This window comes from Iningainema tapete BLCC-T55, from assembly GCF_014698965.1.
Lineage (GTDB): Bacteria > Cyanobacteriota > Cyanobacteriia > Cyanobacteriales > Nostocaceae > Iningainema > Iningainema tapete.
In genome coordinates this window covers 13,027-25,586 of sequence record NZ_JACXAE010000083.1, presented here as the reverse complement: position 1 = coordinate 25,586, position 12,560 = coordinate 13,027, and the positions used below count along the sequence as shown (strand labels likewise).

General features: G+C 40.8%; 14 protein-coding genes and 2 pseudogenes. 2 read left to right on the top strand and 14 right to left on the bottom strand.

Going from position 1 to position 12,560, the window contains the following annotated elements; translation table 11 throughout:
* Nucleotides 1–181 precede the first annotated feature (181 nt).
* Together ICL16_RS26900 and ICL16_RS26895 are read left to right on the top strand one after the other, a co-directional pair.
* A complete protein-coding gene (locus ICL16_RS26900; protein WP_190834192.1) occupies nt 182–1,246 on the top strand; it encodes an NAD-binding protein in 1,065 nt (354 codons plus the stop codon).
* An 86-nt stretch (nt 1,247–1,332) separates the two neighbouring features.
* Complete coding sequence (locus ICL16_RS26895) at nt 1,333–4,167, top strand: ATP-binding protein (RefSeq protein ID WP_190834191.1); 2,835 nt, start codon at nt 1,333–1,335, stop codon at nt 4,165–4,167.
* Here ICL16_RS26895 and ICL16_RS26890 read toward each other — a convergent pair.
* The 14 genes and pseudogenes from ICL16_RS26890 to ICL16_RS26825 form a co-directional block, all read right to left on the bottom strand.
* Nucleotides 4,164–4,670, bottom strand: coding sequence for a pyridoxamine 5'-phosphate oxidase family protein (locus ICL16_RS26890; protein ID WP_190834189.1), 507 nt, complete (start codon nt 4,668–4,670; stop codon nt 4,164–4,166). The two genes, ICL16_RS26895 and ICL16_RS26890, sit on opposite strands and share 4 nt — an antisense overlap.
* A 149-nt stretch (nt 4,671–4,819) precedes the next feature.
* A complete protein-coding gene (locus ICL16_RS26885; RefSeq protein ID WP_190834187.1) occupies nt 4,820–5,380 on the bottom strand; it encodes a methylmalonic aciduria and homocystinuria type D protein in 561 nt (186 codons plus the stop codon).
* A gap of 473 nt (nt 5,381–5,853) precedes the next feature.
* Nucleotides 5,854–6,060 (bottom strand): glycogen debranching protein, encoded by a 207-nt coding sequence (locus tag ICL16_RS26880; protein ID WP_190834185.1) that lies wholly within the window; start codon nt 6,058–6,060, stop codon nt 5,854–5,856.
* A gap of 149 nt (nt 6,061–6,209) precedes the next feature.
* The gene (locus ICL16_RS26875; RefSeq protein WP_202895743.1) at nt 6,210–6,833 is read right to left on the bottom strand and encodes a GNAT family N-acetyltransferase; all 624 of its coding nucleotides are present in this window, start codon (nt 6,831–6,833) and stop codon (nt 6,210–6,212) included.
* Between the two features lie 68 nt (nt 6,834–6,901).
* Nucleotides 6,902–7,096, bottom strand: coding sequence for a hypothetical protein (locus tag ICL16_RS26870; protein ID WP_190834183.1), 195 nt, complete (start codon nt 7,094–7,096; stop codon nt 6,902–6,904).
* 13 nt (nt 7,097–7,109) lie between these two features.
* Complete coding sequence (locus tag ICL16_RS46035; RefSeq protein ID WP_238360977.1) at nt 7,110–7,223, bottom strand: DUF2834 domain-containing protein; 114 nt, start codon at nt 7,221–7,223, stop codon at nt 7,110–7,112.
* A gap of 48 nt (nt 7,224–7,271) precedes the next feature.
* Nucleotides 7,272–7,758: pseudogene (locus ICL16_RS46030) on the bottom strand (HlyD family secretion protein); the annotation flags it as partial.
* Between the two features lie 19 nt (nt 7,759–7,777).
* A pseudogene (locus tag ICL16_RS26855) lies at nt 7,778–8,925 on the bottom strand (IS630 family transposase).
* Between the two features lie 86 nt (nt 8,926–9,011).
* Entirely contained in the window at nt 9,012–9,560 is a 549-nt protein-coding gene (locus ICL16_RS26850; RefSeq protein ID WP_190834177.1) for a biotin/lipoyl-binding protein, read from the bottom strand.
* Entirely contained in the window at nt 9,561–10,136 is a 576-nt protein-coding gene (locus ICL16_RS26845; protein WP_190834175.1) for a TetR/AcrR family transcriptional regulator, read from the bottom strand.
* A 96-nt stretch (nt 10,137–10,232) separates the two neighbouring features.
* Nucleotides 10,233–10,934, bottom strand: a complete 702-nt coding sequence (locus tag ICL16_RS26840) for a cytochrome b/b6 domain-containing protein (protein ID WP_190834173.1) — start codon at nt 10,932–10,934, stop codon at nt 10,233–10,235.
* A 17-nt stretch (nt 10,935–10,951) separates the two neighbouring features.
* On the bottom strand, nt 10,952–11,356 hold the full coding sequence (locus ICL16_RS26835; protein WP_190834171.1) for a type II toxin-antitoxin system VapC family toxin: 405 nt from the start codon (nt 11,354–11,356) through the stop codon (nt 10,952–10,954).
* The gene (locus ICL16_RS26830) at nt 11,341–11,568 is read right to left on the bottom strand and encodes a type II toxin-antitoxin system Phd/YefM family antitoxin (protein WP_190834168.1); all 228 of its coding nucleotides are present in this window, start codon (nt 11,566–11,568) and stop codon (nt 11,341–11,343) included. Before ICL16_RS26830 ends, ICL16_RS26835 begins: the two co-directional genes overlap by 16 nt.
* Before the next feature lie 102 nt (nt 11,569–11,670).
* Entirely contained in the window at nt 11,671–12,540 is an 870-nt protein-coding gene (locus ICL16_RS26825; protein WP_190834166.1) for a hypothetical protein, read from the bottom strand.
* Nucleotides 12,541–12,560: the final 20 nt, after the last annotated feature.

Sequence of the window (12,560 nt, the reverse complement as noted above, 5' to 3'; positions counted from 1 at the left end):
CGAACAAAGGCAGAAGTACTGATAAGTTGTTTGTTTAACCTCCTCAAAACTTCCAATCTTATAACCATTTGCTATGTTTATGAGACACCTGCAAAAAATCTTCTTAATTTGTCTAATTTATCATTTTACTTGAGCTATTGGTCAGATATCCTCAAACGAGTGGCACTGGTGGGAAAAAATTGTGTACTCCAACCTAGAGCAAAAATATTATCGCATCCAGAGAGAGTTAATGGCAGGGGTTGTTGCCCTTGGCGGTGTATTCCTCACTGGTACTTTATGGTATCGGTTTATGGAAAACTGGTCTTGGGAAGATGCTGCTTACATGACTGTAATTACCCTCGCTACTGTTGGTTATGGAGAAACGCGACCACTGGGAAGCAAAGGACGCTTGTTTACCATAGCTTTAATTTTAATGGGTGTAATTACGATTGGTTATATAGTTAACCGGTTTACAGAAGCGATCATTCAAGGCTACTTTCAAGAAGGAATTCGACTACGACAACAGCGACGCATCATGAACTCACTATCTGAGCATTATATTATTTGTGGATTTAGTCGAACTGGTCGTCAAATTGCTAAAGAATTTCGGGCAGAAGACGTTCCTTTTGTAGTAATTGATTCTAGTATAGAATCCGTGCAACAGGCACAAACTGAAGGTTATACTGTATACCAAGGTGATGCTACTTTGGATGAAACTCTTTTTAAGGTGGGGATTGAAAAGGCAATTTGTATTGTTGCCGCACTGCCTTCCGATGCAGAAAATTTATATACTGTTCTATCAGCAAAAACACTGAATCCGGAAATTCGGGCGATCGCCAGAGCAAGTACGGAAGAAGCATTACAAAAGTTACAGCGAGGTGGTGCAGATGCCGTAATTTCCCCTTACATAACTGGTGGTAAGCGCATGGCTGCTGCTGCTCTGCGACCTCAAGTCATGGACTTTGTCGATGGTATCATTTCCGGAACAGACAGACAATTATACATGGAAGAATTTTTACTTGACCCGGCTAGTTGTCCTTTTGTTGGTCAAACTTTAGGACAAGCAAGGTTGCGAGTACAAACCGGGGCGCTAGTTCTTGCCATCCGCCGCGCTAATGGTGAATTGATCGGTGGTCCTATGGCTGATACAGTATTTATGCGTGGAGATGTACTGATTTGTATGGGAACAGCTGAACAACTGCGGGCACTCAACCAACTTTTAGGACCAATTGGTTCTCAAAAATTGCGACGACCGAAAAAGAGTTAATTCTGAAATTAAGAGTATAGAATCATGGGCAGTATGGGAACTATAAGTAATGAGGCTGACTAAAATATAACAGCGCACTCCCATATATGTCTCATTCTGATAGTGCAATCCAGCAATATTCATCCAAACGCTTAGCCAGAAGCTTGAGTGTACCAGAAACTTGGGCTTTTGGTTTAACAAGCCACATGGGCTGGGTAGCAGTAGTTCCAGCAATTCATGCGGCACTGGGAGCGCAAGCTATTTCTGTCTGGATACCTGCTATGATTGTCGGGATGCTGCTGAATTATCAGGTAAAGCATCTCGGTACAGGTTTTGTCGATGTAGCCGGGGGAACGCCTAATTACATCACTAAGCTCTGGAAGCGCTACCCTGGTGTTGCTCGCTATGCCGCGATTGGATATCTTCTCAATTGGATTACATATATATCAATTAATTCCGTTATTCTTACCGACTTAATTAAGGTGAACCTTGAGGCATTAGGAATTAGCTGCCCAGAACTAATTCTCAAATTTGGCTTTACCATCCTACCTTTTGTGGTGGCGTTTAGTGGTACTCGTGCCCTAAGTATTCTGCATCTGTTTTTTGTCATTCCCGCTTTCGTCGTGTTACTTGCTTTTTGTTTACAGGGACTTAGCTTTTTAGCATTTTCTCCTGAAAGTCCGGGTTTATTTCCTCGTAGTTGGGCTTCTCTTAGCTTTGTAGATTGGGCAAAATGGTTCTACTTCGTTACCTATCAAACCTACGGTTGCGAAACTGCTTCATCCTTTGTTGCTGATAGTCGTCGTCCCAAAGAAACTCTACAGTTTCTCAAAATTGCTGCTTGGTTGATGCCACCTATGATTTTAGGCGGATCTTGGGTAGTTACACGTTTAGCAACAACAGAAGATGTAGACAACGCTTTTGTGATTTTTGTCTCTGCTTCTCAACCCTTCTGGGGACATTTTGCACAGTTGTTTGTTACTTTTTTGTTAGCAAGTTCCTGTTTATTGGGTTCAGCAACAGTGGTTTCCAATTGCCCTCGCATTCTGTATCAACTTGCTGTTGACAAGCAACTTTCACCAGTATTTTCTGTAGTATCGCGTCGGGGAATATTCGGTTTTGCTCTGACTCTAATCCTAATTTTGTGTTTGATCAATCTAATTTGGGGGAATGTCGCTCACATTATCGTGGCAGGAAATTTCTGTTGGTTTATGTCGTTTATGATCCTGCATTTAGGGCTTTGGCTACAACGAGGTAAAAAAGAAGTACTTTTCCCTCAACTGGCTTTGAGCTTCTTTTTGCTGGAGGTTGTGGTCTTACTGGTGGGAGGGTATGCTTGGGGTTGGCAAGATTTTTTGATTGGATTAGTGGCTCCCTTTGCCATGATCGGAATTGATGCATTAGCACGTCGTATTCCCTTTGCGCCTTTGAGTCCTCTTTGGTGGGTACAGTTGTATCAATCACGATCGCCAACCAAAATTAAAGACTCGGTGATGCTCCAGGTAAATATCCTGATATTACTGTTATGTGGAGCAGTTTCGGTGGGCTGGTGGTTTGGTGTCAAGCTGAATGCAAAAGAAGGTGAGGCTCTGGTAGTTGTACTGCTGTTAGTAGTAGGATATGTGGGAGTGGCGATCGCAAGCTTGACAAGTTTACCTCAGGTGATGGCGATTGCTGAAGCACGGGAAGCCGCCGAACATTTGTTTATGGTTGCTCAAGACGCTATAGTCGTTGTGAATGAAGCAGGCGTAATTCGACAGGCAAACCCAGCCATCCAGTCTTTGTTGAGTCTTAACCTATCAAGTATACTAGGACATCACCTAAGTGAATGGCTACCTGGGTTAGCAAATACTCCCCAAAAATGGACAAAACGCAGCGAACAAACTTTACACTACAACAACCAAGCAAAAACTTTTGAGGTTTCTGTCTCAGATATACCTCATCAAGATTTCCCTGAATACGTCGTCATCCTCCACGACATCACTAAGCGCAAACAGGCAGAGGAGGTTTTGCGACAGTCAGAAGCACAGTTGCGCTCTAAGTCACAACAGTTAGCCGCTCAACTAGTACAAAGTGAGAAAATGTCTAGTTTGGGGCAGTTGGTAGCGGGAGTGGCACATGAAATTAACAACCCAGTCAGCTTTATTTACGGCAACCTCAGCTATGCAGATGAACATACCCAAGATTTACTCACAATAGTACAACTTTACCAACAGCATTATCCCCACCCAGTACCAGAAATTCAAGCCCAGGCAAAAGCAATCGACCTTGATTTCTTAATCGAAGATCTGCCAAAGTTACTCACATCAATGAAAATTGGTGCGGAAAGAATTACACAAATTGTGCTGTCTCTACGCAACTTCTCTCGCTTAGATGAGGCAGAAATGAAGGTAGTGGATATTCATTCAGGTATTGATAGTACCTTAATGATTTTACAACATCGCCTCAAAGCCAAATCTGATCTGCCGGAAATTCAGGTGATTAAAGAATACGGCGACTTGCCATTGGTGGAATGCTACCCCGGACAACTCAATCAGGTGTTTATGAATATTTTGGCGAATGCGATTGATGCCATAGAAGAGTCATTAGTCATTTGTCATTTGTCATCAGTAAACAATTCACAACAAAGAACAAAGGACACTGGACTTAGGACAAACCCGCAGATTTGCATTAGTACTACAACACAGGACAATAATGTGATTATTAGCATCGCTGATAATGGTGCTGGAATTCCAGAAGCTGTGCAAAAGCGATTGTTTGACCCCTTTTTTACTACTAAACCTGTAGGTAAAGGTACTGGGTTGGGTTTATCTATTAGTTACCAAATTATTACAGAGAAGCACGGTGGGACGTTGCAGTGTATTTCTTCCCTCGGTGAGGGTACACAGTTTGTGATCACAATTCCCCATAGGCGCGAAAAATCATCGCGCCTTGGTGTTTAGCTCAAGTTGACTTTTTCGTTTTCACCCACATTGGCTTTCTCACCTGTGGCGATCGCCTTGACTAATGCAATGGTATGTGCAACAAAACTGGATGGGGTATCCCAGTATTCTGCCTTGTCTACGCTCACCTTGAGCAAAGCAATATCTGGTTCTTCAAGTTCTTTGGGAAACCAGGCTTTGAGTTGCGGTTTCCACAATTGCTGGATTTTGTTGCGATCGCGCACTAATTGTGCTGTACCAGACAAGGATATATATCGCTGTTTATTGGGATCGGAAAAACTAACGTTAACTTGCTGATGCATCTGTATTTCCAATACTTTATGGGAACTGCCATAAGTGAAGAACCAGAGGTCGCCATCAAATTCTACCTCAGAGTTAGTTGACATTGGACGGCTGTGCAAGCTTCCGTCTTCATTAATTGTGGTTAGCATCCCAATGTCAATATCTTTGATCAATTCGCGCAGCTTGTGAAGCTGTTCGTTATGGTTTTGAGAATCAGTCATGTTTTTTACTCTTGTCTCTATTGCTAAGCAAAAAATCCGAGCTGACTAAAAATCGTTTTACGATTTGTAAAGCTCTTGTATAGTCTTAGCGCCAATCTGACAAAAGTAACTAGAGTCCTTAGGTGGAATTTTGCGCTGCCATAATTATATTATTGACTACTGGGCTGTTTCCAACCATGTAAAGCTGCTATGCTTTTTGCCACCCATTCAATCACCATCGGCGCAGCTACTGATATTAAGATACTCGGATAAACAGCCATTCCCCAACTAGGGTGAACTAACACGCGACATTTATTTTGAATTACTGGATAGCCAAGTAAAGCTTTTACCACCGCTGTGTCATCATGGGGAACTTTTCCTGGGCGGGATAGTAAGGGATAACCAGTACGGGGATCGATTAAATCTGTTAAATAGCCGCGATCGCGCAGGTTAAATCCCACGTCACAGCCAAACCGCATAAACTTTTCCCGCAACCGTTCTTTTTCTATTTCTATTTCTGGTGTGCTTTCCACCAACTCATATTGTGATTGCTGTAAAACAATCACTACCCAAAAAGAAGGCTGATTTTTCCAGTCTGGTAATATCCGTTCGCGGTTGGCACAGATATACTGACTGGGGGAGTGAATTGAAATCTGAACTGCTTGTCCCGTTTTGCCAACCAAATTTATGGAACAACCTTGCTCAGAAGTGTCAACTATCGGGTACTTCACCTAACTTTATTTGGTTGTTACAAGTCTTTTCATTGACGTTTTGTCTAGATGATAACTCCTAATTAGTCAGAATAATCAACAAATTTCTCGTCACTGATCTAGTTTATTTAAAGCTATTATTAAAAAAAAATTAATTTTAGATTAAATTTTTATATTTTTACCTTCTTGTGATATATTTACCAAAAATAATTAGAAATGCAAATCAGAACACCATGTACTGAAGTACATGGCTAATAGCTAAAGTCCGTTAAAACGGACTAAGAATCAAAAATTTAGTTGTGCTCGTTGCTCGTTTCTTGCGAGGCTTTGCCTCTAGATGTCATACAGCTCTCCTGCAGAGCTTCATCGTATTGCATTCCCAGTCAGAGACTAGGAACGAAAATCAGCGGTAAATCTATCGCTAATGCGCATTAATAGGGATAAATTCTCCTGTACAGACGTTCTTTGCGGAACGTCTGTACGGATACTGACTCCTAGTCCAACTTTAGGGCATTGACTGGTACTTCATCCCAAGAATTGACAGTCCGCAATCGCGCCACCCAACCCCAAGATTTTTGCACCTCTGTCAAATTTTTCTGAAACGACTCATGGCAATCTTGGGCTTGGGATTCATTACAACAAGCAATACAAGCGTGTATCATCCCAGATGGATCTATTTGCTCGTTTACCCAAATAGTCATAGCGTATTCTCCCGAAATGATATTACTTAAAAGATATCAGCCGGGTCGGCAGATTGCAGCTGACGCCTTGCTATTTCTAAATAGCTAAAATCACCATTGTGTAGAGACATTGTATGCAACGTCTCTACAAAGGTTTGAAATTGGTAGTTTTAATCGCTGTATGCTTCTCTCTTCATCGTCCAAAGGCAGGGACTACCTTCTGTGAAGGTACCTGTCCATACAACTTCAAACCCGTGTCTTTGGTAAAAGCGCACAGCACTTTGCGTGGCAGTTTCCAGGTAGCAAGGCAAACCCTCATTATCTGCGCGTTTGAGGATGGGTTGTAAAAGTGAACTGCCAACTCCTTGCCCCTGACAAGCTGGTGCTACACCCAGGATGCTTAAATACCAGTGTGGGCTAGGCATATCAAGTTTGTGGCGTTCTTCAATTGCCGACAATAACGATATACCTCGTCCCAACTTACTCCAACCAAGTTGAAAAGGTAGTGCCAACGCAGTTGGTATAAGTTGCAAAATATTTGTATCAATAGAACGTTCTGGAGGCAGCCAAACGGCAACACCTTTTAAGTTCCCTGCTGTTGTATAAACATGGTTGTAATGCTGGCTATAGCGTAATGCCCTCTTAAAAAACCATCTGAGGAAATTTGCTCTTGTTTGTTCTGCTTCAGGAATTAGGTAGCGAAATATCGGTCCTTGATTAAATGCATCTTGAAGAATTTCGCTTGCCTCGTCAATTTGCGACAGCGAGAGAGAAACAATTTCCGTAGTGATCATTTGTGCAACTTCCTCCAGTTGATCGCGTTATTATACACTAAATATTAGTTATATTTTGAACCAAATAGTCACATTATCAAGTCATTCATCAGCGATATAATACCAGCAAAATCAATCTTGACTAGAGCCAAAAAGAAACGAGCTTTTTCTCTGTGCCTTTTGATTCCGCTAGAGCTAATCACTCTCCAAACTGTAATTACCATTGCCCAAGGATAAGTTCTTTTTACAACTACAAACCAAATTAGAGGAGTTTTGCCAAGCATAATTGAGTAACCTTTAGCTAAAAACTTTTTCTTCCAACTTTCGTTGCCGCATCAAAAGAAACAGAGGTAGCCCAAGCGTAACGCCCCCTAACAAATTACTAGCAATGTAAATCCACAGGTTTTTCATTTGGAGACGCGATCCCTCATAAAAAACGAAAACCCAAAGAACTAATGACGAGACAATTAAACCAATCAAATAAACGACTCCTCGCAATTTTCCAGAAATTGCTTGACCTGTAATTACTGCTTGTTGACCGGGTTTGACTTTACCAATATCAGTTTGATAAACTTCTGCTACTGCTACCATCTGGTCATTCTGGGCTAAATCTGCAATACCATCGGCATCAATTTTTTCTCCTGTGCGCGTGTACCTTAAGAATTTGCCCGTTCGTTGGTGCTTTGATATAAGCTTGTTCTAAGTCGGTTTTTGCTCGTTGGATTGCCAATGTAGCATTTCATACTTCAGCTTGTGCAGCTTGAACATCCACAGGACGAACTTCGGCAATCCTATTTAAGGTTGCCTTGGCTTCGCTCAGTTGTGCTTTCAGTGTTTCTACTGTTCTTTTTTGTGCTGATTTTGCTTGTTCAAGCTGTGCTTGTGCTGTTTCCGCAACTAATCGTTTGCTATCTAAATTAGAAGCAGAAATTGCTCCCTGTTGATAAGCTGTTGCGCAGCTAAATTTAATAAACTGCATTACCTTTATTTTTAATCTTTCGCCCCCATTTAATAATAAGACCACCTTCATTTAGCAATCGAATTAACAACTCTTCTAGCTGTGATACTGACTCGAACAATCTATGAGCGATATATTCTTTTGCTGAATGCCAAACTAATTCAATTAAATTATAATCTGGACTATATTCTGGTAAAAACTCCAGAATAATATTTGGCATTTCCGACTCAATTTTATCTAAAATATCTTTTCGTTTATGGAAACTGGCATTATCTAGAATAATAACTATTTTAGCAGAATTTTCATAAAAACTATCACATGTATTTCCTTGCTCTATCCATTCTTCTAATAGAAAACTATTCAACGCTTTTATCTGTTCATAAAATACATCTGCATTGCCTTTTTTGATAACAAAATTAATTCTTTTTTTATCATGATAACGTAAACCACCCATGATATTTACTCTTCCATTACTCCTTTGTCCTGTCACTTTTTTTCGTGTACCTTTCCGACCCCAATTTTTTCTTCTTATCACTCTTAAACTAAATCCGCTTTCATCGTAAAGCTCGCCGGGAAGATTCTCTTCCCGGCAGACTTTACCCAAAACCATACCTGTAAACGCTCTGGACTTTCTTTAGTAATTTTTAAATATTCCGATAGCTTTTCTTTAAACGCTTTACGTTTTTCCGGATTCTGTTTATCCTCTAGGCTATACTTTGCCCAAAGGTAAACGTACTTTTTTCGCTCTAATATTCTTCTGACTTGAGAGCCACTTAACTTAATTCCGGTTATTTTTTCCAGATGTGTTGCTAGCCTTGCTGCAGTCCACCGACCAAATTCATATCCATATTCTGTCGGTTCTTTTTCAATTACTTCTAATAGTAAATCTTCATATTCTTTAGTAACTTTACGGAAGTTACCTTCTCTTCTTCCATCTAAAAAACTTTCTAGATTATCTGGGTCGCCGTGAACTGCCCAATAAGCTACCGTGGGATATGCAATATCTAAAAATTCACTAATTTCTTGATAAGTTTTTCCATCATTCATCAATAATAAAATCAGAATTTTCTCTCTTACGTAAGGATTGTCATGCTCTTTTAATGTTTTCAGTAGTCGTTCTCTCTGCTCTTGAGAAAGATGGTTTTTGGCTGGCATAGGTGGTCACTCATAGGCTATTTATTTAACATTATATTATACAATCAAGCTGCGCAACAGCTTATAACTGTTGAAAGCGGTTATATTCAGCAAAGCGCGTTATTTGCTTCAGATTGCCAACGAGCAATCGCCGCATTTCTCGTTTTAATTTCACCTGTTAACTCCGCCTGCAAGCGGGTGATGGTTGATTGTTGTGCTTGAATTTCTCCTGTTTTTGCTCCTGCCTTCACCGGAGCAAGTTTGGCTTGGGCAACAATCATCTGTTTTTGTGCTTGTTGTAAAGCGTCTTGCAATCTTTTAGGAGAGTCCAAAATTGCCAAAACTTGTCCTGCTTTGACACGAGAGCCTTCTTTTACTAGTATTTGAGAGATGCGTAGACGCGGAGCGGCTTGTCGCCAGACATCGCCATCCAAAGCCAGAGGCGCAGACAAGCGAATTACCTCTGCTTCTGGCTCCAGTCTTCCTAAGGCAGTTACTTTTTTTACCGTTGGTTTAGTTGGCATTGGTACGGTTGAATGACTGGTGATCTTATGAGAAAAGCTATAAAGAATTATTCCGCTGGCGATCGCAGTTGCAGCAACAACAAGCCCAATCAACCGTATATTTCCAGGTTTAGATAAAAATTCAAAATTCATCTATTTAGTTCCTTTCTGTAAATATACGGTTAGCATATTGCCTAACAAAGCACATTGCTCGCGAAAAGAAACCATTTCATTACCCCATAATCTCTCTATAATTAAGCCATCAATCACAGTTAATATAAAAGAGGCGACCACTGGGTCTTGAATACCCAAAAAATCATAGACTGCTTGCTGATATCGCTCACAAGCACGCTTAAATACACCATGACTCTGCATTTCCTGAAAGTCTTCATGCTGACAAAAGTCAACCCAAAGACTTGTTTGTTTAATAAAGTAATCCTCCTTTTTCTCCAGCAATCTCCCCAACGCTTCCACACGCTCTTGCAGCGTTTGCTTACCTTCCAACTCCGCCGCCGCCATTAGTATATCTAGCCGAGCTATTTCCTCTACCATTTGCTCAAACAATGCTTTTTTGCTGGGAAAATAGTGATACAACGTCCCAGTGGAAACTTCTAAACCGTCTGCTATTTGCCGCATAGTCACCGAACCATAACTCTTCTGGGCAAATAAATCAAAGCATTTTCTGAGCAATTCTTTACGGTATAGGTCATGATCTACAATCTTAGGCATAACTTAGGCTAATTTATATCGAACGCTCGTTATTTAATAACGTAATATCATTTTGGTGGGTTGTCAAGATATCAGTGGCTATACATAGCTGCCTTCTTAATTAAATAGTGGAACAATCCAGGCAGCGGCAAGGCTAATTAGAATAACTAATTCCAGCACCATCAAAGTAGACATGGAGCGAAACCAGTTTGACTTGGAACCCTGTCGAAAACTCAACCACCAATTGGAGAAATGAGCAAACCAAAAAGTAGGACTATCTTTGTCACGAAATTGCCAATTGAGCATGGATAGTAGTAGCGGTGCTCCCCCAACCTTGGCATTCATCAAAAGGTGAAGGGCGATCGCCATCACCATAATCACCCATGCTATTAGGTGAGCATAGTACCAGCCATGATTTAATTCCCCCTTTGGCAACCATTGTTCATCCATCATCTTGCCACTAAATAGCGCAAACGTTAACGCCACAAGAGCAAACGTATTGGTAAAACGGTTTAATGTGTACCACCAAATGGGTTTGCCAACCTGAGCCAATTTAGCAAACGAATCAGGCTGAATCAGCCGCTTGTGCCCCCGATGGAATGAGTATAATACAAACGCAGGAAAAATCAGCAAAGTGTACAGTCCAAAGGTTCCGTGTATACCTTCAATTTCTCTTACCGAGGGCAGCGGAATTCTTCCCCATCGTCCATCGTAGGTATCGTAAGTCCACAAAGCCGTCAAAATTGCAGCAATCAGAAAAAGACCATTAAGTCCATGCAAAATGCGAAGGAGTAGTGGTTGATAGGGTTGAGTCGTCATACAACAGTAATTTTAATTTACCAAATTACAAAAGAGTAGAAGCTAGCTATTTTTTGATCTGCTGTAATAATGGCAGCTTGATTTTTTTTGGCAACTGCTACAACTACTCTATCTGCTGGATCTCGGTGTTCCCATTCTAATTTGACACTTGCGAGCCAAATTTCTTCATCAATTGGGATAATACGGATAACATTGGACTGTTTGAGAGTTGCGATATAGTCATCAAGATCTACCCCTAAATCTAATTTATGATTTTTGATCTTGATAGCTATTTCCCAGATTGCTGTTGATGGAACTAAACCATTCTTTTCCTGTTCCATCTGATAACAAGCTTCTCTCGCCCTTTGAGAAAGTTTGTCTGGATCTAGACTCCACCAGATTAGAGCGCAGGTGTCAAGGACAATTTTTATACTTCCTGCCATTCTTCAGTGGTTGGGGTAGTTAAATCTTCAAAATACTTGACTTTACCCCGCATATTCTTAAATAATTCTTCGGTTGCAAGAGTTTTTTCATACTGGGAAATTCTCACAATTGGTTTACTTCCATCAGTAACTAAAATTTCTTCACCTTCTAATACAAGTTGCAAAAGTTCTAGTAAATCAGCTTTTAATTGATTCTTGTCAACTGTTTTCATCTAAAAACTCCCTTGAGTGTGGAAACCTCTGCGCTTGCTCCCAGGAGGAGACAACTACCATATAGTAACAAACGATAGCTTGATCTGGTAGAAGCCTACATCCTACTCGCAAAGAGAAACAAAATGCTCTTGCAACCAAGAGTGTTTGAATCGGTATCCACCCTCTCGTTCCAAAAATCCCTGCTCAGTAGCATAGTCAAGGAACTTACCATAGTTCCAGGGGATATAGCCATTCCACCACAGAATCAAGCGTAGAATGAAATGCTGTAAACAAGCTAAACCCCCAACATAGATACCAAAAAACAACCCAGAACTAATTCCATCGAGTAGTAAAGAGTTAAATTCGTCATGTTTATCCACCGCTATAAGTACCATTACATAAAGTAGCAACCAAGCTACGCCCCCAATAAGCGTAAAAATTACAGCATTTTTGGCTGACTCTCTAATCCCTTGATTGCTCACAGTTGTTTGTTTAAATTCCGGAACAAATACTCCCCAAATTAACCCTTCTACCAACCCCCAAATCACCACCTGAATCATTCCCCAAATACCCTCAGAGACTCCCCAAATTAAGCCACAGATTAACGCATCAATCACACCATAAACTAGCCCCCACCACAATCCTGACAACACCGATTCAAACAACCGAACTTTGGCGTATTCAATTGAAAATTTAAGACTGACAATCGGATAGATTTTTTGAGTAAATCCTAAAATTAGCCCATAACTTACTCCCCCAATACCTGCCCCAATCCATCCCGTAGTCAACCCATAAATCAACCCAATCAGCAGCCCAGTAATTAGCCCCACACTAATTTGATATAAACACTTTTGTTGAGGAGTTTGTAACCAATAAGGCTGCATTCTTTCAATTAAAAACTCTTTGGCATTTTCTTGTTTAAGTGATGATGCCAAAAACAAGAGCCAATGGTATGTTTGTTGAGCGGAAGGCTGTTTTGCTGGTAAATACATCTGTCAAATATTTGTCTTGT